The sequence below is a fragment of the Haloparvum sedimenti genome, from assembly GCF_001462205.1.
GTDB classification, from domain to species: domain Archaea; phylum Halobacteriota; class Halobacteria; order Halobacteriales; family Haloferacaceae; genus Haloparvum; species Haloparvum sedimenti.
Window position 1 is genome coordinate 159790 of the sequence record NZ_LKIR01000121.1, and the last position, 18707, is coordinate 178496.

15 protein-coding genes are annotated in these 18707 nt (G+C 69.7%); 9 read left to right on the forward strand and 6 right to left on the reverse strand.

Annotated features, from left to right (window positions below):
* Positions 1-1432: trehalase family glycosidase (locus AN233_RS08110; RefSeq protein WP_245626036.1), on the reverse strand; the 1432-nt coding region annotated here is incomplete at its 3' end.
* Positions 1433-1686: 254 nt separating this feature from the next.
* Between AN233_RS08110 and AN233_RS08115 the strand changes: the two genes are divergently transcribed.
* On the forward strand, positions 1687-3045 hold the full coding sequence (locus AN233_RS08115) for an LLM class flavin-dependent oxidoreductase (protein WP_058366290.1): 1359 nt from the start codon (positions 1687-1689) through the stop codon (positions 3043-3045).
* Positions 3046-3311: 266 nt separating this feature from the next.
* Here AN233_RS08115 and AN233_RS08120 read toward each other — a convergent pair whose 3' ends face one another.
* A complete protein-coding gene (locus tag AN233_RS08120) occupies positions 3312-3845 on the reverse strand; it encodes a PadR family transcriptional regulator (protein ID WP_058366291.1) in 534 nt (177 codons plus the stop codon).
* A 108-nt stretch (positions 3846-3953) separates the two neighbouring features.
* On the opposite strand from AN233_RS08120, the gene AN233_RS08125 reads away from it, so the two are divergent.
* Both AN233_RS08125 and AN233_RS08130 read left to right on the forward strand, forming a co-directional pair.
* Positions 3954-5195, forward strand: a complete 1242-nt coding sequence (locus tag AN233_RS08125) for a tRNA sulfurtransferase (protein WP_058366292.1) — start codon at positions 3954-3956, stop codon at positions 5193-5195.
* Between the two features lie 117 nt (positions 5196-5312).
* The gene (locus AN233_RS08130) at positions 5313-5495 is read left to right on the forward strand and encodes a hypothetical protein (RefSeq protein WP_058366293.1); all 183 of its coding nucleotides are present in this window, start codon (positions 5313-5315) and stop codon (positions 5493-5495) included.
* A 474-nt stretch (positions 5496-5969) separates the two neighbouring features.
* Here AN233_RS08130 and AN233_RS08135 read toward each other — a convergent pair whose 3' ends face one another.
* Positions 5970-6602, reverse strand: coding sequence for a TorD/DmsD family molecular chaperone (locus AN233_RS08135; protein ID WP_058366294.1), 633 nt, complete (start codon positions 6600-6602; stop codon positions 5970-5972).
* Positions 6599-8884: a hydrogenase iron-sulfur subunit gene (locus AN233_RS08140; protein WP_058366295.1), complete on the reverse strand. Its 2286-nt coding sequence runs from the start codon at positions 8882-8884 to the stop codon at positions 6599-6601. The genes AN233_RS08135 and AN233_RS08140 overlap by 4 nt, the downstream gene beginning before the upstream one ends.
* A gap of 312 nt (positions 8885-9196) precedes the next feature.
* Between AN233_RS08140 and AN233_RS08145 the strand changes: the two genes are divergently transcribed.
* From AN233_RS08145 to AN233_RS08160, 4 genes are read left to right on the forward strand one after another with little or no spacing between them, the layout of a single operon-like run.
* A complete protein-coding gene (locus AN233_RS08145) occupies positions 9197-12412 on the forward strand; it encodes a molybdopterin-dependent oxidoreductase (RefSeq protein ID WP_058366296.1) in 3216 nt (1071 codons plus the stop codon).
* 2 nt (positions 12413-12414) lie between these two features.
* Complete coding sequence (locus AN233_RS08150) at positions 12415-13095, forward strand: 4Fe-4S dicluster domain-containing protein (protein WP_058366297.1); 681 nt, start codon at positions 12415-12417, stop codon at positions 13093-13095.
* The gene (locus AN233_RS08155; protein WP_058366298.1) at positions 13092-13571 is read left to right on the forward strand and encodes a hypothetical protein; all 480 of its coding nucleotides are present in this window, start codon (positions 13092-13094) and stop codon (positions 13569-13571) included. Before AN233_RS08150 ends, AN233_RS08155 begins: the two co-directional genes overlap by 4 nt.
* Positions 13568-14578 (forward strand): cytochrome b/b6 domain-containing protein, encoded by a 1011-nt coding sequence (locus tag AN233_RS08160; protein WP_058366299.1) that lies wholly within the window; start codon positions 13568-13570, stop codon positions 14576-14578. The genes AN233_RS08155 and AN233_RS08160 overlap by 4 nt, the downstream gene beginning before the upstream one ends.
* Before the next feature lie 643 nt (positions 14579-15221).
* On the opposite strand, the gene AN233_RS08170 is transcribed toward AN233_RS08160, so the two are convergent.
* The gene (locus AN233_RS08170; protein ID WP_058366301.1) at positions 15222-15698 is read right to left on the reverse strand and encodes a deoxyuridine 5'-triphosphate nucleotidohydrolase; all 477 of its coding nucleotides are present in this window, start codon (positions 15696-15698) and stop codon (positions 15222-15224) included.
* Between the two features lie 223 nt (positions 15699-15921).
* On the opposite strand from AN233_RS08170, the gene AN233_RS08175 reads away from it, so the two are divergent.
* Positions 15922-17907, forward strand: a complete 1986-nt coding sequence (locus AN233_RS08175) for an aconitate hydratase (protein WP_058366302.1) — start codon at positions 15922-15924, stop codon at positions 17905-17907.
* A 96-nt stretch (positions 17908-18003) separates the two neighbouring features.
* Positions 18004-18507, forward strand: a complete 504-nt coding sequence (gene rimI, locus AN233_RS08180) for a ribosomal protein S18-alanine N-acetyltransferase (RefSeq protein ID WP_058366303.1) — start codon at positions 18004-18006, stop codon at positions 18505-18507.
* Positions 18508-18543: 36 nt separating this feature from the next.
* On the opposite strand, the gene AN233_RS17980 is transcribed toward rimI, so the two are convergent.
* Positions 18544-18707: GNAT family N-acetyltransferase (locus AN233_RS17980; protein ID WP_245626038.1), on the reverse strand; the 164-nt coding region annotated here is incomplete at its 5' end.

Here is an 18707-nt window from a genome sequence, read left to right on the forward strand (position 1 = left end):
ACTGCAGCGGGGCCCACCCGTTCGGCGCGTCCCACTGCTGACCGGTCTCGCGGGGCGTCGTCACCAGCCCGCCCTCGCGAAGGAACCGGTCCCGGAGCCGCTCCGCGACCGCGGCCGCCTGCGCCTCGCTGGCCATGCCCGCGAACAGCGGGACGACCGCCGCGAGCGACTCCCGGCCGGTCCGCTCGCCGGTCGTGAACCGGTAGTCCTCGTAGAAGCCCGTCGCGGGGTTCCAGAGGTGCTCGTCGACCGCGGCGCGTCTCTCGGCGGCGGCCCGACGGTAGTCGGTCGCGCGGTCCGACCGGCCGAACTCGTCGAGCCAATCGGCCATGCGGGTTTCGAAGCCGTACAGCGACGCGTTGAGATCGACCGGGACGATCTCCGTGGTCCGGATCGACGCCATGTCCGCGCCGTCCGCGAGCCAGCGCGAGGAGAAATCCCAGCCGGACTCGCAGGCGGCGCGCACGTCGCGGTGGAGTCGGTCGGGATCGCGGTCCCGTTCCTCGGCGGCGCGCTCCGCCAGTAGGACGTCCTCGACGTGCGCCTCCGGGCGCGAGCCGGCCGCGTCGTCCCAGTAACGGTTCAGGACGTTCCCTCCGCCGAGCGCGACGACGCGACGATGGGCGCGGAGGCCGTCGTCGACGGTCACTCGGTCCGCGCCGTCGGTCCAGAACCCGTGCTCGCGGTCGAGTCGGCTCAAGTACGGCCGGACGGCGGCCGGGCCGCGCTCACGCACCAGCAGCTCGACGAGCCGGTGGAACACCGGGAACTGCGACCGGCCGGCGAAGTAGGTGCGGGTCCCGTTGGGGACGTAGCCGAAGCGGTCGACCAGCGCGGCGAAGTCGTCCGCCATTGACACGACGAGGTCGTTCCGACCGGCAGCGGCGAGCCCCTCGGCAGTGAAGTAGCTGTCCCAGTAGTAGATCTCGCGGAAGCGGCCGCCCGGGACGACGTAGGGGTGCGGGAGCTCGATCCGCGTCGACTCCGGGTCGACCGCGAGGTCCCCCTCGCGGGTGAGGTGGTCCCACAGCGCGTCGACGTGGTCGACCATCGACCGGTCCGGATCGGCGGCGAATCCCTCCCCGGCCGGTTCCGCGACGGCGAAGTGCCGCTCGACGAACGCGCGCAGGTCGAACTCCTCGCCGTCGCGCTGCTCGTGAAACGTCCGCCGGATGACGTCGAGATCGCCGGTCGGCGTGCTGTCGACGAACCGCTTGGAGTCCGCGAAGACGCCGCCGCGCTGGACCGCCTCGAAAAGCGGTCCGTCGATATGCGGGACCGGGCGGTCGGCCGCGGTGTCCCTCGCCTCGCTCCGATCGGCCCATCCTCGCGCGTCGTCGCTCGCTCCCTGCCGCTCGCCCTCGCGTTCCGTGCCGTGGTCGGTTTCGCGGTCGTCCCCGCCGCAGTCGTAGCGGGGGTCGATACCTTGCATGTCCCCCGATTTGGGCGGCAGCCGTTTTGTGTCCTCCGAGTTCGAGTCATCGTGGGACCGCGGGGAGCGCGACCGCTCCTCGAGGACCGTCGGCGACGGGGTCGTGCTGGAGCGTCCCGTGGGGTCGCCGAGCGATCGGATCGGCCGGGGCACCGTTTGCCGGCGTCCGTGACGCATCCCGAAGGGCGGGCGAGATAGCCACAAACACCGCCACTTTCTCCGAGGTTTACCGCGTGGGGGGCGTATCGCGGCGCATGTCCGAGCAGATGCGCTTCAACCTCTTCACCATGAACTCCGTCGAGCACGTCTCGCCGGGGTCGTGGACGTATCCGGGCGACCAGTCGCACCGGTACACCGACCGGGAGTACTGGACCGAGGTCGCCCGCACCGCCGAGCGCGGCGGGTTCGACGCGGTCTTCTTCGCGGACGTGCGCGGCATCTACGACGTGTACGGCGACGACCGCGAGACCGCCGTCGAGAAGGCGGTCCAGACGCCGGCGAACGACCCGCAACTGGTGGTCCCCGCGATGGCGGAGGTCACCGACGACCTCGGCTTCGCCGTCACGCGCTCGACCACCTACACCCACCCCTACCAGCTCGCCCGCGAGTTCTCCACGCTCGACCACCTCACCGACGGCCGGGTCGCGCTCAACGTCGTCACCTCCTACCTGGAGTCGGCGGCCGCGAACCTCGGCCTCGACGAGCGCATGGACAAGGAGACGCGCTACGACCGCGCCGCCGAGTTCCTCGAGGTCTGCTACGCCCTGTGGGAGGACTCGTGGGAGGACGACGCCGTCGAGGTCGACCGCGAGGCCGGCCGCTACACCGACCCCGAGAAGGTCCACGCCATCGACCACGAGGGCGAGCACTTCTCGGTCCCCGGCCCGCACGGCTGCGAGCCGTCGCCGCAGCGCACGCCCGTCATCTATCAGGCCGGCTCCTCCGACTACGGCCGCGACTTCGCCGCGCGCAACGCGGAGGCGGTGTTCGCCAGCCAGCCGACCGAGGAGGGCGTCGTGGAGTACATGGAGGACGTGCAGTCGCGCGCGGCCGACGCCGGGCGCGACCCCGAGAGCCTCCAGTTCTTCATCGGCGTCGTTCCCGTCGTCGGCGAGACCGAGGCCATCGCGCAGGCGAAGTACGAGTCCTACAAGGAGAACGTCGACGTGGAGGCGACGCTCGCGCTTTTGTCCGGGTTCCTCGACATGGATCTGTCGGCGCTCGACCCCGACCAGAAGGTCGAGCACATCGAGACCGACGCCATCCAGGGGACGATGAACGCGTTCACCTCCTCGCAACCCGACCGCGAGTGGACCGTCCGGGAGGTCGCGGAGTTCTCCGGGCTCGGCACCACCTCGCCGAAGATCGTCGGCACACCCGAGCAGGTCGTCGACGAGCTGGAGTACTGGTTCCACGAGGTGGGCGTCGACGGCTTCAACGTGAAGGAGGTCGTCCGCCCGGACTCGCTGCAGGACTTCGTCGACCTCGTCGTGCCGGAGCTGCGCGAGCGCGACCTGATCCGCGAGCCGGACGGCTACGAGGGCGACACGCTCCGCGAGAACACCACCGGCGGCGGCCCGCGGCTCCCCGTCGATCACCCGGCGAGACAGTAGGTCTGGCGCGACGACGAAACAGAAAAGCGCACGACTGCGCGCCGGCCGGGCGCGGTCCGAGCCGGGAACTGATGCCGCGCTCGTCACGCTTAAGTGGATACGGCGGCTTTTCTCCGGTGACGCTTCGTCTTGGAGGGCCGAAGCGTCAGCGGGGACCTATCTAGGGCGGCAGGCCCGCGCCGTTTCGGCGCGGGCTTCCCCTTTCGTTTTGACCCGACCCGACGAGCCCACGGCTCGGGTATGCTGCGGACGGGACCGAGCAGCCGTCAATCGTCGGCGGCCGGTCCACCGTCGTCCGCGTACCGTTCGTAGAACTCCTCGACCGTGCAGTCGAACCGCTCGAACTCGTCGAAGTCGCGCTCGTGGTGGCGGATCACCTGTTCGACGATCCAGCGGCTGAACGTCTCGGAGTAGCACCACTCGCCGCCCTCGTCGTCGACCGCGAACCGGTCGGCGGTCGAAAGCGCCGCGAACAGGTGGTAGAAGCCGAGCACCACGTCGCCGAAGTCGCGGGCGTTCGCCCCGACCTCCCGGCGCTTCTCGGACAGCTTCTCGCGGCCGGCCTCGGTGATGGCGAAGTACTTGCGGTCCGGCTCGTCCTCGCGCTCGACGCGCTCGGTGTACCCCTCCTCCTCGAACTTGTAGAGGATGGGGTAGACGGAGCCGTAGGAGGGCTCCCAGTGACCGCCGCTGATGTCGGTGATCTCCTTGAGGAGCTCGTAGCCGTACCGGGGTCGCTCCTCCAGAAGCTCCAGCGCGAGGTAGGAGATGAGCCCTTTCGGCGGTCCGCTGTTCCGCATTTGGCCCGGATTTCGCCGGTCTCTCCGAAAGGGTTTCGGTCCGAACGGAGCCGGCCGTCCCGACCGCCGACCGGCGGGGATTTACCGCCCGGGCCGCTACCGTGCGCCATGAGCCACGTCCCGGCCGCGTCGGTCGATCCGGACGCCCTCCCGCCCGGCGCCGACACCGTGATCTGCCGCGTGGGCGAGGTCGGAACCAAGAGCGAGCGCGTCCGCTACGAGATGCAGTCGACGCTCGGCGAGAACCTCCGCGCGCTGCTCGCGGATCGGGGGATCGACGGAGCGGTCGGCCACCGGCGCAACCGTCCCCTGATCGAGACCGCGGAGCCGGCGGCCGCGACCGAGGCCGCCACCGACGCGCCGGGCGTCGTCTCCGCGAGCCCAGCGACGACGGTCGATCCGACCCTCGAGGCGGTCACGGACGCGCTCGCGCGCACCGCCGAGGCGACCTACGCGGGCGGGTCGGTCGCGGTCCGCGTCAACCGCGTCGGGACCGACTACCCGTTCACCAGCGAGGACGCCGAGCGCGAGGGCGGCGCCGCGGTGCTGGACGCGCTCGAGGCGCGGACCGTCGACGGAGGCGGCGACCGAGGAAGCCGACCGGCCGTCGACCTCGACGACCCCGACTACGTCGTCCGGGCGGAGGTCCACCCGGACGCCGCGTACGTCTTCGGCCCGAAACACCGCGGCCCGGGTGGGCTCCCGCTCGGGTCCCAGCGCCCGCTCGTGAGCCTGCTGTCGGGCGGGATCGACTCCCCCGTGGCCGCCTTCGAGGTGATGCGCCGCGGCGCGCCCGTGCTCCCGGTATACGTCGACCTCGGCGACTTCGGCGGCCCGGATCATCGCGCCAGGGCGGAGGCGTCCGCGCGGACGCTCGCGCGCTACGGACCGAACCACCTCGACGAACTCCTGGTCGTCGACGGCGGCGACGTCTGTGCGGACCTGGCGGACCTACTCGAGCAGGGGCGAATGCTCGTCTTCCGCCGGTTCCTCTACCGCGTCGCCGCGGAGGTCGCGGCCGACCGCGGCGCGACCGGCGTGGTCACCGGCGAGGCGATCGGCCAGAAGTCGAGCCAGACGACCCAGAACATGAGCGTGCTCGACTCGGCCACGGAGTTCCCGGTCCATCGCCCGCTTTTGACGGTCGACAAGAACGAGATCACCGAGCGCGCCAAGCGACTCGGCACCTACGAGGCGGCGTCGATCCCCGCCGGGTGTGAGCGGTTCGCGCCCGCCCAGCCCGAGACGAACGCCGGGCTCGACCAGATGGCCGACATCGAGCCGGCGTGGCTGGAAGACCGCGCCCGCGCGGCCGCGACCGACGCGGAGCGCGTGTCCCTCTCGCGGTGAGGCGTTCGCGGTGGGTCAACGACTCGACCCACGATATTCGCGGTGTAGCGTCCCGGACGCCGGGGAATCCTGCCACGGTGTGGTGTGTTTTTGAGGGAGGGAAACGATGGGATCGGTATGAGCGATCGAACGCTTCAGCTGTCGGCGGAGCGCTACGAGCGGCTTGCGGGGCTTGCAGCCGCCCGCGGGCGCACCGTCGAGGAGCAGGTCGCCGCGTTAGTCGACGACGCCTGCGACGGCGCCGGCGACCGGCCCGCACCCGCGGACCTCCCGCTCGGGGTCTGCGACGGCGACGAGTGACCGCCGGCCGGTGACGACCGGACGGCGGAGACGGTCCGACCCGCCACGGCTCGTTTTGATATAAATATCTGTCGTCGGTTCCGGCCGGGATGGAACCCGCCCGGGGTCCCTTATGTCGCCCCGGCCGTACATGTTGGTGGGCAGACCCCACTGACATGCACCCGACCGGTTCGCCGGTCCTCCCAAGCCTGCCCATGTGTGAGCACGGCGTGCCGGAGACGGCACGCGACCTTGTCTGTCTATCGCGCCGGATTCCGCTCCGGCGCCTCTCTCTCCGTCGCCAGCGGATCGCGTATCGGTCGCTTCGGCTACCGTGGGGCGCGTCCGCCGGCGAACTCCCGATCTCCGCGACGGTTCGACCGACTGAGCCGAGGCTCCGTCCGGTCAGATCAGAAACGGCGGTCTGACAGGAACGGCGGTCAGATCAGGACAGTACTCGGACGGATCGCCCGCCCGACTCACGCCGACGACCCCTCAAGTCATCGCGTTCGCGATCTCCTCCTCGAAGGCGACGTAGCCGCGCAGCAGGTGCGCGGCCGCCTCGTAGAAGGTCTCGTCGGTGGTCGAGAGCGTCTCCTCGGCGCAGTCGTCGATCCACTGCGAGAGGTGTTCGTCGTGGAAGACGCGCTGGAAGCCGAACGCCTCCTCGTCGCCGTCCCGTTGGCGCTTGATGAGGTAGCGCAGGAAGGCGAGTTCGACCGCGACGTGGTCGTTCTCCTCGGGGTACTCCTCCGGCGGGGTCCAGCCCGACGCCCCGTAGGAGGCCTCCACCTTCGCGAGCCCCTCGCCGCGGAAGTCCGTGTCCGTCCGGAAGTACGTCTCGTGCGGGAGGACCGGTGGCCGCGGGCCGACGAAGACGCGCGTGTACTCCGGTTCGAGGTCCTCGCGCACGTCGGCGGGGTCGCGACCCTCGTTCTCGGTCGCGAACTCCTCCAGCTTCGCGAAGCCGCGGTCCAACTCCTCGGAGACCTCGCGGTCGGGGACGGTGAACTCGCCCTCCAGCAGTCGCTCCAGCAGCTCCTCGGGCGGGTAGTCAGCGAAGGCGTCGATCAGGAAGTTCACGAGCTCCAGCCGCGCCTCGTACAGCGCGCTCTGGTCGACGCTCATCGGTCACCCCCCGGTCCCGCGCCGCGGCCCCCGGGGCCGGTGTCGGGGCCGTCGCCGGACCCGAACAGCACGCGCGGCCGGCAGTCGTCGCAGTAGTCGAAGATGTTCTGTCCCTCGGGCGCCATGCCGGCGACCACGTCGCCGACCTCCTCCTGGACCTTCGCGGCAGAGCCCTCCGAGGCGAAGGGCGTGCCGCACATCGCGCACTCGCGCATCGCGCCGTCGAAGACGACCCGCCACGGCTCGCCGTCGCGGTTCTCCGGGAGCTGGTCGAGGTGGAGCCCCGACTCGACGGTGATGGCGTCCTCGACGCAGCCCTCCTCGCAGAGCCCGCAGTTGACGCAGCGCTCGTGGCTGAACAGCAGGTCCGCGGTCTCGGTGTCGCGGTGGAGCGCGTCGGTCGGGCACATGTTCGAACAGGTGGGCGTCAGCGTGCAGGCGTCCGACACCTCGACGCTCCCGAAGTCCTTCAGCCCGCGGATGACCTCACGCTCCGGATCGACGTGTTCGAGGATCGCCCGCACGCTCTCCAGCGTCCACGCGTGCGAGTCGAAGTCCGGATTCGGCCGCGGGCCGAGGTCCGGACCGATCGTGGACGGGCCACCCTCACCGGGGTCGTCGCCCGGCACGGTGCCGCCGTCGGTGGCGACCGCGTTCGAGCCGTCGGCGTCGGTTGGACCGACTTCGATCTGCCCGGTCGCCTCGTGTTCGCCCGCGGGAACCGGCGTCTCCTCGAGCGTCTCGACCACGAACCGGCCGAGTTCCTCCTCGAAGGCGCCCGGCTCCTCGGCCTCGGGCGCGAAGAAGCCGACGCGCTCGCCGAGCCCCAGGTCGCGGGTCGCCCGGTTGAGCCGGTCGACGAGTTCGGCCTTCGGGTCGGGGCCGGAGTGGAGGCACTCGCCGCCGCAGCCGACGATCGCCACGCCCGCCGCGCCCGACGCGAGCGCGTGCATGACGTGGCCCTCGCCGACCGTGTCCGTGCAGTTCACCTGTACCGGCAGGATCGGCGGGTAGGTCACGTCGTCGCCGCGGGCGGCGCGGCGGCCGAACTCCGAGAGCGCTTCCGCGGCGCGTTCCGAGCAGACGAACGCCACGACCGGCGTCTCGACGCCCGCCTCGCCCCCGCGGCCGAACAGCCAGCCGCCGTCGTCGTCGACGGTGGGGGTGACGAGCGCCTCGACCTCGCGAGCGATCCGCTCGTTGGAGGGCTCGCGCAGTTGGACGGCACCGGTCGGACAGGAGGAGGTGCAGGCGCCGCAGTTCTGACACGCGGTCTTGTCGAAGGAGACCTCGTCGACGCGCGGGCGCGAGACCGCCTCGTGGGGGCAGGCGTCGACGCACTCGGTGCAGCCCTGCTTGCTCGACGCGCCGGCCGCGCAGACGTCCATCGCGAGGTCGAGGAAGTCGGGCTTGGAGACGCCGCCCAGCAGCGAGGTGACCGAAGCGACGGTGCCGGCGTCGACCGGGCCGGTGTAGAAGCCGACGCGGCCGCCGCGCGCCTGTCGGGTCGCGGCCGGCCAGACGACCTGGTCGACCTCGATCACGCGGGCGGTGCCGTCGACGGCGATGGCGTCGACCGGGCAGCACTCCTCCCAGTCGCCGCGCGGCGCGTCCGGGTCGATGTCGACCGGGCGCGCGGTCATGTGCTCGTCGGGGCCCTCCTTCAGACACTTCATACAGGAGATGCAGTCCTCGGTGACGCCGGCCTGCAGTTCGACGCGGAAGCCCCCGAACTCGCCCTCGACGCCGACCGGGCGGCCGCGCTCGACGGTCACCTCGTCGAGGTCCGGCGCGTCCGAGAGGTCCTCGCCGTCCGCGACGAGCGTCACGTCCGCCTCCTCGGCGAGCGCAACCGCGGCCTCGGGGTCGCCGACGACCAGCACGCGGTCGCCGGCCTCCTGCGTGTGGTTCCCCGGGCCGGCCTCGTGGGCCATCCCGGCGGCCGCGGCGTTGACCATGCGGGCGGTCTTGTCGGTCGCGGCCGACTCCTCGTGGACCCAGCCGGCGCCCTCGCGCTGGTCCACGAACTCGACCGCGTCGGGGTGGACGCCGAGTTCGGTCGCCGCGTCTCGGATCCGGTCCTGCGCGGCCGGCTCCGGGCACGTGACGACGAGCTCGTCGAGGTCGCGGTCGTCCACGACCGCCGCGAGCCCGTCGAGCCCGTCTCCGCAGAGCATGCTGGAACTCGCCGCGACGTCGACCCCCTGGACGCCCTCGCGGGCCCCCTCCAGGTCGATGTCACAGGAGTCCGCACACGAGCAGACGAAGGTCCCTGTCCTCATTGCACCGAGGTTACTGACTCAGCGGCATAGACCTTGCCCCCTCGGCGGTTCACGAGGGGATCTCTTTTTGTACCCGTGCGAAATCCTGCCACACAGACCAGTCACCGGCCCGATCTCGGTTCTGTCGGACGTTTTTGCCGGGTGATTATCGATCGTTAGTGGCAAAAGATTAATAACGGCGAGTCCGTGCGTCGGAACGCATGCTAGGCGCGCCGGCTCGGCCGTGGTGGGCGGGACAGTGCGGAACGCCGCGGTGGCCATCGCCGTAGCGGCGTGGGCCGCGGTCGGGGGCGAGCGCGCGAGGCAGCAGCCATGAGCACATCCGAACCAGTAACCATCGACCTCGACCGACGCTCGTTCATGAAGGCGTCCGCGCTCGCCGGCGCGGTCGCCCTCGGGGGCGGCGCGACGGGACAGGTCCTTGGCCAAGACGAGGAAGAGTCCGGCATCGGTGACGACGCCGAGACCAGCAAAGTGATCTGTAACTACTGTTCGATCGGCTGCGGGTTCAAGGCGGTCAAGGAGGGCGACGCGTTCGTCGGCCAGGAGCCGTGGCACGAGAACCCGCTGAACAACGGGTCGCTCTGCTCGAAGGGCGCCGGCATCCTCGAGACGGAGCACTCGCCGCGCCGCCTCAAACATCCGATGCGAAAGGAGGACGGCGAGTGGAGGAAGATCTCGTGGGACGAGGCGTACACGCAGATCGCCGAGACCTACGAGGAGACCGTCGAGCAGTACAGTCCCGAGAGCGTCATGTTGCTCGGCTCCGCGCACCACTCGAACGAGGCGGCCTACGCCTCCCGGAAGTTCGCGGCGTTCCTCGGGACCAACAACGTGGACCACCAGGCGCGCATCTGTCACTCCACGACCGTCACCGGCCTCGCGAACACGTGGGGCTACGGGGCGATGACCAACACGATCAACGACTACCGCAACTTCGACCTGCTCATCATCATCGGGCAGAACCCCGCGGAGGCCCACCCGGTCGTGATGCAGCACATCCTGGAGGGGCAGAAGCGCGGCGGCACGGTCGTCTCCATCGACCCGCGGTTCACGAAGACCTCGGCCCACGCCGACCACTACTACCGGATGCGGCCCGGGACGGACGTGGCGATCATGATGGGCCTGGTCAACTACATCCGCGAGCAGGGCGAGCTCGACCAGGAGATGCTCGACGAGCGCGTGATGGGCTGGGACGACGTCGAGCCGGAGCTCGGTCAGTACGACCTCGAGACCGTCTCCGAGCTGACGTGGATCGGCGAGGACGAACTCGCCGAGCTCGGCGACCTGATGATCGAGAACAAGCCCAACATCCAGATCGAGTGGGCGATGGGCGGGACCCAGCACAACAACGGGACCCAGAACATCCGCTCGTACGCGCTCACGTCGCTGGCGACCGGCTCCGCGGCCCGCTCGGGCGGCGGCCTGCAGGTCATGCGCGGCCACGCGAACGTGCAGGGCGCGACCGACCTCGGCGTCGAGTCGTCGATCCTGCCCGGCTACTACGGCGTCGGCGCGCCCGGCTCGTGGCAGCACTGGACCAACGTCTGGAACCGGAGCCCGTGGACCTCCGGGAGCATCTCCGCCGAGGAGATGCACGAGGACTACTTCGCCACGATGGACGCGGAGACGTACGAGCTGATCAACGGGGAGCCGCCCGCCTCTGGGCGTGACGAGAGCTTCCCGGACACCGACGGGAACATGATGTTCCACCGCGGGCTGACGGTGGCCCGCTGGTACGAGGCGGCGCTCGAACAGGAGGACCGCCTGCTCGAGTCGGAGCTCTACCAGCCGGACCCGGTGAAGATGGCCTTCTACTGGGGCCACTCCGCGAACTCCATCTCCGAGATGGACAAACAGCGGCAGGCGATGGAGGCGCTCGACCTGCTGGTGGTCGTCGACGTGTTCCCCTCGGTCGCGGGGACGCTCTCGAAGGAGGACAACGTCCTCCTGCTGCCGGCCTCCAGCCAGTACGAGCACGTCCGCACCCTGACGAACACGCACCGCTCGGTGCAGTGGTCCGAGCGCGTCGCGCCGCCGGGCCACAACTCCAAGCCCGACCTCCAGATCTTCCAGGAGCTCGCCGACTACCTCGGCTTCGGCGAGCACTTCGACTGGGGGACCGGCAACGAGATCCACAACGGGCGCTCCTCCTACGAGGACGCGCTCCGCGAGATCAACCTGGGGACGCGCTCCATCGGCTACCAGCAGCCGCCGGAGAAGCTCCAGGAGCACGTCGAGTACGACTGGGCGTTCAACACGGAGACGCTCCGGGCGGACAAGCCCGGCCTGCCCGTCTCCGGCGACTACTGGTCGCTCCCGTGGCCCTACTGGGGCGGCGACCACCCCGGCACGCCGATCATCTGGACGTCCGACCGGGACCCGCGCGAGGGCGGTCACGACTTCCGGGCCAGTTGGGGCGTGCAGGCCCCGACCCCGGAGGAGTGGGACGCCATGGGGACCGACAAGGAGTACCCGATGCAGGAGACGTACGACGCCGAGGGCGAAGCGGGGCTCGACATGCTGCGTGACCCCTTCGAGCCCGACTGGTGGGACGGCGAGATCCAGGGCGTCCCCCAGTACCCGGCGTACACGACGACGCTGCCGGACGACATCACCGAGCCGGACCAGCAGTCGCTCCCGCAGGAGTACGCGCTCCGCGAGGACACGTCGCCGTACGACGCGGCCGTCGAACTCAACGAGAACTACGGCCACAACCACGACCTCGACTGGTGGGAGCAGTACGACTTCGCACAGCCGGACGCACCGACGGGGCGCGGCCGTGCGCGCGCGGTCGTCTGGAACTTCCTCGACACCGTGCCGGTCCACCGCGAGCCCATCGAGAGCCCGCGGGCGGACTTCGTCCAGGAGTGGCCCGCCAACGGCCAGCAGCACAACTTCTGGCGGCTCGACCAGAACAACGCCGACGTCCAGGAGCAGGCGATGCGCGAGTTGGACGGCGTCAGCGACGACGCCCAGCAGATGATCCTCACGTCCGGCCGGCAGGTCGAACACCAGGGCGGCGGTTCCGAGACCCGGAACAACCGCCTCACGGCCGACCTCCAGCCGCACATGTACGCGGAGATCCATCCCGATATCGCCGAGGAGATGGACCTTCAGGGGGGCGAGGACCACGTCATCATCCACCCCACCAGCCAGGGGAAAAGCTCCATCCTGGTGAAGGCGAAGGTGACGCACCGCCCGAACCAGGAGGAGATCTTCCTCCCGTACCACTGGGGCGGCGTCTTCGCCGGCCAGAGCCAGGTCGACCAGTACCCCGAGGGGGCCAAGCCGATGGCCATCGGGGACTCCGCCAACATCGTCACCTCGTCCGGCTTCGACGTGGAGACGCAGATGCAGGAGACGAAGGCAGGGATGGTCACCATCGAGAAGGCCACCGAGGCCCGCATCGAGGAGTACGGGATGGAGTTCATCGACTACCCGCAGGACGAGGCGGGAATGGGTCGACAGAAGGGCTACGACGTGCGTGATTGGGACATGAACGAGCAAGCGTTCGGAGACGACTGACAATGTCAACAAACGACTCCGGGGCGCGGATGAGCGACGGTGTGATGAGCACCGGCGAGGGCATGCGGATCTTCCCCGACGTCGAGGCGTGTATCGACTGCGGGTCGTGTGTCGTCGCGTGCAAACGCACCTACGACGTCCCCAACGACGAACAGCGTATCGACATCTCGACCATGCTCGAAGGGCAGGAGGGTGCCGAAGGGTACAACGCCCGCCAGACGGCGGCGCTCTCGGAGGGGCAGAGCCCCGGCGAGACCTCCCTGCCGATGCAGTGTTACCACTGTGAGAACGCACCCTGCGTGTCGGTCTGTCCGACCAACGCGCTCCAGAAGAACGACGACGGCTTCGTGTCGGTCACCGACGACCTCTGTGTCGGCTGCCAGTACTGCCTGTCCGGCTGTCCGTTCGGCGCGCCGCAGTTCCCCGACAGCGAGGGGACGATCACCTCCGAGGTGTTCGGCACCGGCGGCGTGATGGACAAGTGTACGGGCTGTCGCGAGCGCCAGCACGCCTCGAAGGGACCGGCCTGCGCCGAGGAGTGCGCGACCGACGCCATCCTCGTCGGCTCGACCGGCGACATCGTCGACGAGCTCGACAAGCGCGACAGTGGATCGTTCTTCAACGAGACCGCCCTGAACATCATCTTCGGGGAGGAAGAGGCGGAGATGTTCGATAGACTATGAGCGACAACACGACCACCGACGGCGCGGCGGGCGGCGACGAGCCGACCGCCGACGCCGGCGGTCACGGCGACGCGGAGTCGACCGACGGAGCGGACGGAGGCGGCGGACTGAGCGACGACGCGGCGCTGCTCGTCAGCTCGGTCGTCGGGCTGCTCGTGGCGAGCGGCTCCGTTTGGTACGTCGGTCAGCAGGGAGTCTGGTTCGAGGCGCTCCAGCGCGTGCGGCCGACCGTCTCCGGCGGCGGCGTCGGCGCGAGCTGGGTGTACGGCGTCAGCGGCGAGACGTTCGAGATCGCCCTGCTGAACGGCGCGATCAAACTGATCCACATCGCGGACATCGTCCTCGGGGCGTTCATCCTCGTGCTGCTGTTCATCCACTGGGCGGCGTTCCACCGGCTCGCGGCGCGGATGCAGCCGCCCGCGGGCAGCGAGGAGCCGAGCCGCGAGGCTGCGGTGACCGACGGGGGGGAGCGATGACGAGCCTCGACCACGGGAAGTTCTCGAAGGTCACCACGACCTTCCACTCGCTTCTGGCGCTCACCGTGTTCCTGCTGTTCTTCACGGGGTACGCCATCGCGTTCAACGCAGAGCTGTGGTGGCTGCTGGAGCTGATGGGCGGCAACACGGGCGTGCTGGCGGTCCACCGCGCGGCCGGCTTCGCGCTCATCGCGCTCACGACGACGTGGGTGCTGTACATGCTGCTCAGCTCCTCGGACGGCGCGCCGATCGGCGACCTGCTGCCCGACTTCTCGAACGACCCGCAGGCGTTCATCCAGGACGTGCAGTTCGCGCTCGGGCGCGCCGACGAGCGGCACCCGGCCGCGCGCCAGTTCGCCGGCTACAAGGCGGACGAGATCCCGCTCCTGTCGTACGTCGGCAAGGGCGTCATCGCCATCTTCACCGTCGAGCTGCTGCTGCTGATGGTCTCGGGCCTGCTCATCTGGCAGAAGTCCTGGCTCATCAGCACGTACAACTCCCAGTCGGCCGCGATGGCGTTCATCGCCTTCCACGGCCTGCTCGGCATCATCATGCTGATGGGGATCATGTTCCACACCTTCGAACACGCGATGCATCCCGCCTTCTACCCGGTGGAGATGAAGGCGTTCCTCTCGAAGGAGGAGACGCCGAACTTCCACGGTGACCCGGACGACTACGAGTCGACGGGCATCGAGAAGCTCCGCCGGAAGAAGAGCTGGCGGCTCGCGGTCAACGTGTTCGGCGCGGCCGCGGTGCTCGGCATCGTGAGCGTCCTGCTCTCGTCGGTCACCTACGGGGGCTACCCGGTCCCGAGCGAACTCGCGTTCAACGAGGGGAGCCTGCTGCGGACGATCGGCATCAACGTCGGCTTCCTCGTGCTGTTCGCGGGGCTCGTGCTCTCGATGTACGGTAACGTCCTGCGCGCCCGCTACAAGGGCCAGCGCGGGGCCGAGTCCGACGAGGGCGCGGGCGCGGCCGCCACCGACGGCGGTCGCCGCGACGACTGACGGGCACTGGCTGCTGCCCACTTTTTCGGTTTGCGGTATGATGGCGGACTTTTGCGTTCTTGACCGTTCGGAGCGCCGCGTTGACTCGTTCGACGCGCTTTTGCAGTCGCTGACAGTTCTTCGTCCTTTTCCGACTCAGTTGTTGATCCTGCTGATCTGGACAGCACCGTCCAGAAAGCCCCAGCCGGCTCTCTCTGCCACTGATCTCGTTTTGTCGTAGATGCTGCTGATCTGGACAGCACCGTCCAGAAAGCCCCAGCCGGCTCGACCGGCCGCGGCACGCGCTGCGCTCCTCGCTCTCCGCTTGGCGAGACAAACCGCGTCTCGCGAGCCTCCAGCGTGCGGTAGCGCGCTGGAGACACCGCGCGCTGCGGTGCTTGAGGCACCGGGGCCGGATCGAGCCGACTGCCCCTTTCAGCCCCACCCGCAGCCCCGCACAGCACCGCAACCGCACCGCAGCCTCACACCTCCCCAGCCTCGGCGGCGGCGCGGCCGCGAACCGCAACGCCCCGCAATGCGGCCGCGCCGCCGCCTCCCTCGCGCGCGTTGCTCGCGCGCGCCGACCGCATCGACATCGCCCCAACATCGCTTCGTCAGTACCGCCATCGCTCCGCGTCGTCGCCGTCCGTACTGGTGGTGCGGATCAGAGCCGCTCGCCCTGATAGCTCCCGTCGTAGGTCCCGGAGTGGTCCGCGCGAGCGAGCACCAGTTGCGCGATCCGTGCGCCGCGCTCGACGGAGAGGTCGTGGCCCACCTGGAGGAGCCCCTCGCCGACGCCCTCGTAGCCGGCGTCCCACACCGCCGTGTTGAGCATACAGGAGTTACGCAGGAGCGAGGACCGCGGGTAGACGAAGCCGACGTGGCCCTCGGGGATCCGGACCGGCTCGCCGTACCGCACGACGTACGCGCCCGGCTCCAGGGCGTAGCGGTCCTCCGCGTCCGGCTCCACGCGCGCGCGGTCGCCGACCGACTTCCCGCCGCGCTCGATGTGCCCCGGTTCCGTCTGCACGAAGGCCTCGCCGAGCGTCAGGTCGACGCCGTTCGGCTGGACCTGCTCCTCGTCGAGGTCCGCGCCCGCGCGCTCCAGCGACTCCGCCACGTACGCGCCCGATTCGAACATGCCCGAGGGAGCGGGGCCGCGGCGCAAAGTCGTGTCGACTCGGGACGCCGGTGGAGCGGTCGCCTCACGCGGGCGCCGAACCGAGATATTGAGTGTTCAAATCATAATAGGGGATGGGGAAGACACCCGTTCTCTTACCGCCGTTTCGTGTGGCGATTCCACACGGTCGTTATGCGGAAAACTCGCGGGATTTATATCCGGGGCGACCGCATCTCGGATCGATATGGGACAGACGATTACGGAGAAGATCCTCGATAACCATCTCGTCGAGGGCGAGCTGACGCCCGGCGAGGAGATCGGTATCGAGATCGACCAGGTGCTCACACAGGACACGACCGGGACGATGGTCTGGCTCCAGTTCGAGGCGCTGGAGATGGACGAGGTCCAGACCGAGCTGGCCGCGCAGTACTGCGACCACCAGACCTACCAGTTCGACTTCAAGAACACCGACGACCACCGCTTCCTGCGCTCGGCGGCGGGCACGTACGGCGCCTACTTCTCCCGGCCCGGGAACGGCATCTGCCACCAGGTCCACAAGGAGAACTTCGCGGCGCCCGGCAAGACGCTGCTCGGCTCCGACTCGCACACGCCGACCCCCGGCGGGCTCGGCCAGCTCGCGATCGGCGCGGGCGGGCTCGACATCGCGGTCGCGATGGGCGGCGGTGCCTACTACGTCGAGATGCCCGAGGTCGTCAACGTCCACCTCGAGGGCGAGCTGCCCGAGTGGGCGACCGCGAAGGACATCGCGCTCCACCTCCTCGGCGAGCTGACCGTCAAGGGCGGCGTCGGCAAGGTGTTCGAGTACACCGGGCCCGGCGCCGAGTCGCTCTCCATCCCCGAGCGGACGACGATCACCAACCTCGGCACCGAGCTCGGCGCCACCTCCTCCATCTTCCCGACCGACGAGAAGACCGAGGAGTGGCTCGCGAAGCAGGGCCGCGAGGACCAGTTCGTCGACCTCCAGCCCGACGCGGACGCCGAGTACGCCGAGGAGATCACGGTGAACCTCGACGACCTCGAGCCGCTCGTCGCCGCGCCGTCGATGCCCGACAAGGTCGCCCCCGTCAGCGAGTACGAGGGCACCGAGGTCGAGCAGGTCATCATCGGCTCCTGTACGAACGGCGCCTACGAGGACATCCTGCCCGGCGCGAAGATGCTCGAGGGCCGCGAGGTCGCGAAGCACACCGAGATGATCGTGGCGCCCGGCTCCAAGCAGGCGTCCGAGATGCTCGCCCGCGAGGGCTGGACCGCGGAGATGATGGCGGCCGGCGTCAACTTCTCCGAGGCGACGTGCGGTGCCTGTATCGGCATCGGCCACGTCCCCGCCTCCGACTCCGTCTCGCTGCGCACGTTCAACCGCAACTTCGAGGGCCGCTCCGGCATCGAGGACGACTCCGTCTTCCTCTGCTCGCCCGAGGTCGCGACCGCCGCGGCCATCACCGGCGAGATCGTCGACCCCCGCGACCTCGCGGACGAGCTCGGCGACCTCGAGGCGCCCGGCCTGGAGATGGGCGAGGCCTACGGTCCCGGCATGGGCCAGGACGACCCCGACATCATCACCCCCGAAGAGGCCATCGACGACGAGCTGATCAAGGGCCCGAACATCGGCGACGTGCCCATCCGTGACGGCATCGACTCCGACATCAGCGGCGAGGCGCTGCTGAAGATGGAGGACAACATCACCACGGACCACATCATCCCGGCGACGGCGGACATTCTCAAGTTCCGCTCGAACATCGAGAAGCTCTCCGAGTTCACGCTCTCGCGCGTCGACGACACGTTCGCGGACCGAGCGCTCGACGCCGATGGCGGCGTCCTCGTGGCCGGCGAGAACTACGGCCAGGGCTCCTCGCGCGAACACGCCGCGCTCTGTCCGATGTTCCTCGGCATCGAGGCCGTCTTCGCGCAGAGCTTCGCCCGCATCCACAAGGCGAACCTGTTCAACTTCGGCATCGTCCCGCTGGCGATCGACGCGGAGACGTACGAGAAGATCGACCAGGGCGACGACATCGAGATCCTCGACGACGTGGACGCGGCCGTGCGCGAGGGCCAGGAGACGTTCACCGCCCGCGTGAACGACGACTGGGAGTTCACGGCGGAGCTCGACGCCTCCGACCGCGAACTCGAAATTCTCGCGGCCGGCGGCAAGCTCTCGTGGACCAAGCAGCAGCACCAGTCCGGCAGCGGCGCCGCGCCCGCCGACGACTGAGGACCGCCGACCGCCCCGTTTTCGCCGATTTTTCGCGGACCACGAGCGCCCTCGCGAGCGGCGGGTGCGTCGCCGTGGCCGTCCGCCGTCGGGCTTATGAGTCGACCGCCCCTGAGCCGAGGCGTGCACGAGGAATCGGCGGACGTGACCGTCCGCGGGGCGCGCCGCGAGGACCTCCTGTCGGTGCTCCGCATCGAGCGCGCCTGTTTCTCGGACCCGTGGCCCTACGACGCCTTCGAGCGGCTGGTCGAGGAGCCGGCGTTCCTCGTCGCGGTCCGCGGGGGCGCGGTCGTCGGCTACGTCGTCGGCGACGTGATGCCCAACGCCGGCCGCGACATCGGCCACGTCAAGGACCTCGCCGTGCACCCGGACGCGCGCGGTCGCGGGATCGGTCGCCGACTGCTCCGGAACGGGCTGGTGCAACTCGCCGGAGCGGGCGCGGTCGTCGTCAAACTCGAGGTGCGGGAGAGCAACGAGGTCGCGCGCTCGCTGTACCGCGACGAGGGGTTCGAGCCGGTGCGCCGCGTCGGGGGGTACTACGGCGACGGCGAGGACGCGATCGTCCTGCTGCTCGACCTCGGCAAGTGGGGCATGCAGTAGTCGGCTGCCGGCGATGCGGCGGGAGGACGGAGACCCTCAGAGGTCCCGCGCGACGAGCTCGCCCCACGACTCGAAGCCGTGGCGGTCGTAGAAGGCCCGTGCGCGCTCGTTGGCCGGATCCACGTCAAGGACGATACGGTCCAGCGGCAGGTCCTGGTCCCGAGCCAGCGCGAGTGCCGCGTCCATGAGGTCGTCCGCGA

Bases quoted from the DNA above. Each gene is read 5' to 3' on its own strand.
- AN233_RS08115 (WP_058366290.1), top strand. From the start codon at position 1,687: ATGTCCGAGCAGATGCGCTTCAACCTCTTCACCATGAACTCCGTCGAG.
- AN233_RS08120 (WP_058366291.1), bottom strand. From the start codon at position 3,845: ATGCGGAACAGCGGACCGCCGAAAGGGCTCATCTCCTACCTCGCGCTG.
- AN233_RS08125 (WP_058366292.1), top strand. From the start codon at position 3,954: ATGAGCCACGTCCCGGCCGCGTCGGTCGATCCGGACGCCCTCCCGCCC.
- AN233_RS08130 (WP_058366293.1), top strand. From the start codon at position 5,313: ATGAGCGATCGAACGCTTCAGCTGTCGGCGGAGCGCTACGAGCGGCTT.
- AN233_RS08135 (WP_058366294.1), bottom strand. From the start codon at position 6,602: ATGAGCGTCGACCAGAGCGCGCTGTACGAGGCGCGGCTGGAGCTCGTG.
- AN233_RS08140 (WP_058366295.1), bottom strand. From the start codon at position 8,884: ATGAGGACAGGGACCTTCGTCTGCTCGTGTGCGGACTCCTGTGACATC.
- AN233_RS08145 (WP_058366296.1), top strand. From the start codon at position 9,197: ATGAGCACATCCGAACCAGTAACCATCGACCTCGACCGACGCTCGTTC.
- AN233_RS08150 (WP_058366297.1), top strand. From the start codon at position 12,415: ATGTCAACAAACGACTCCGGGGCGCGGATGAGCGACGGTGTGATGAGC.
- AN233_RS08155 (WP_058366298.1), top strand. From the start codon at position 13,092: ATGAGCGACAACACGACCACCGACGGCGCGGCGGGCGGCGACGAGCCG.
- AN233_RS08160 (WP_058366299.1), top strand. From the start codon at position 13,568: ATGACGAGCCTCGACCACGGGAAGTTCTCGAAGGTCACCACGACCTTC.
- AN233_RS08170 (WP_058366301.1), bottom strand. From the start codon at position 15,698: ATGTTCGAATCGGGCGCGTACGTGGCGGAGTCGCTGGAGCGCGCGGGC.
- AN233_RS08175 (WP_058366302.1), top strand. From the start codon at position 15,922: ATGGGACAGACGATTACGGAGAAGATCCTCGATAACCATCTCGTCGAG.
- rimI (WP_058366303.1), top strand. From the start codon at position 18,004: ATGAGTCGACCGCCCCTGAGCCGAGGCGTGCACGAGGAATCGGCGGAC.